This is a genomic window from Paraburkholderia tuberum STM678, from assembly GCF_902833905.1.
Classification (GTDB): Bacteria; Pseudomonadota; Gammaproteobacteria; order Burkholderiales; family Burkholderiaceae; genus Paraburkholderia; species Paraburkholderia tuberum.
This window is the reverse complement of the sequence record NZ_CADFGP010000155.1, coordinates 1-1,564: the sequence shown is the minus strand read 5'-3', so window position 1 is coordinate 1,564 and position 1,564 is coordinate 1. Positions and strand designations below refer to the sequence as shown.

The following is a 1,564-nucleotide window of genomic DNA, read 5'->3' as shown; positions in this document are numbered from 1 at the left end:
TGGCTGGTGCGGGAGCCCGCGATGCGCACGCGTAGCGATGCGCAACTGCTCGCGCATATCCGCACGCTCCATGCAAGCTCGCGCGGCACGTATGGGGCACCGCGTATTCATGCGCAACTCGCGCGCGAAGGCGTACACGTGGGGCGCAAGCGGGTGGCGCGCCTCATGCGTATGGCGGGTCTGTGCGGGGCAAGCCGGCGGCGCTGGCCGCGCACCACACGGCCACGCGCAGGCGCCCGGCGTGCGCCTGATCTGGTGCGCCGGCACTTCAGTGCCGAGGCGACAAACGTGCTGTGGGTCGCAGACGCGACCTATGTACCCACGGGTGAAGGATTCCTCTATCTGGCGGTTGTGCTGGATGTATTCAGCCGTCGCGTCGTCGGCTGGGCGATGTCCAACCATCTGTACACCGAACTGATGTTGCGGGCGTTTGACATGGCGTTGCAGCAGCGACGCCATGACGGTGTGATTCTACATTCCGATCAAGGCTGTCAATACACCTCCATTGCCTTCGGGCGGCGCTGCCGAGAAGCCGGCGTACAACCGTCGATGGGGACCACCGGCGACGCTTATGACAACGCGATGTGCGAGTCATTCTTCGGCACGCTCGAAGCCGAACTGCTCTGTCGCGAACACTTCGCGACCCACGAACAGGCAAGGCGGCGTCTGTTCTCGTTTCTGGAGAGCTGGTACAACATACGCCGCCTCCACAGCAGCATCGGCTACTGTTCGCCGCTCGAATTCGAAAACCTGCATGCGCAAAATCAAAGCTTATCGTCGCGCGGGTTGCCCACCGCCGGGCAGCGTCGTGGTCTTGACAGGCGACCCGCCGCCCGGCCGTGGACAACCTGCGATTTGATCTTATCGGGAGGTGCCACACCGCATTAAACTCAACTGCAAATCTATCCGTCGAACCGGGTCAACCTCACCCATCGCCACCATGGCACGGCTGCTGGAGGTCTCCGCCAGCGGCTACTACGCGTGGCTCACGCGCGGACCATCGAAGCGTGCAGTGGCCGACGCCGACCTGCTCGCGCGCATCCGTGCGATCTACATGCGCTCACGCGGCACCTATGGGATGCCGCGCGTTCATGCTGAATTGAGCGCGCAGGGCATCCACGTCGGGCGCAAGCGGGTTGCTCGGCTGATGCGTATCGCAAGTCTTTGCGGCGTAAGCCGGCGCCGCTGGCACTCCACCACGCGGCGGCGGCCCGATGCACGCCCGGCGCCCGATCTGGTGCAGCGACACTTCAGCGCCAGTGCCCCGGACCGGCTATGGGTGGCCGACGCGACGTATGTGCCGACCGGCGAAGGGTTCCTGTATCTCGCCGTGGTGCTCGATGTGTTCAGCCGCCGCATCGTAGGTTGGGCGATGTCAAACCATCTGTACACCGAACTGATGCTGCGCGCGCTGGACATGGCGTTGCTACAGCGCCGCCATGATGGGGTCATTCATCATTCAGATCAGGGCTGCCAGGGCGGATTCAACCGGTCGTTGCAACACCTTTGATCGAGGAGGTGTTGCATGGGACGAAGTGCAAAGCAGGTGTATCGGTTGACAGGG

Annotated in this window: 2 pseudogenes; both read left to right on the top strand. The window is 63.7% G+C overall.

What is annotated here, in order from left to right:
- Positions 1–756, top strand: a pseudogene (locus tag HWY30_RS40670) (IS3 family transposase); the annotation flags it as partial.
- A gap of 127 nt (positions 757–883) precedes the next feature.
- Positions 884–1,477: pseudogene (locus HWY30_RS40665) on the top strand (IS3 family transposase); the annotation flags it as partial.
- Between the last annotated feature and the right edge of the window lie 87 nt (positions 1,478–1,564).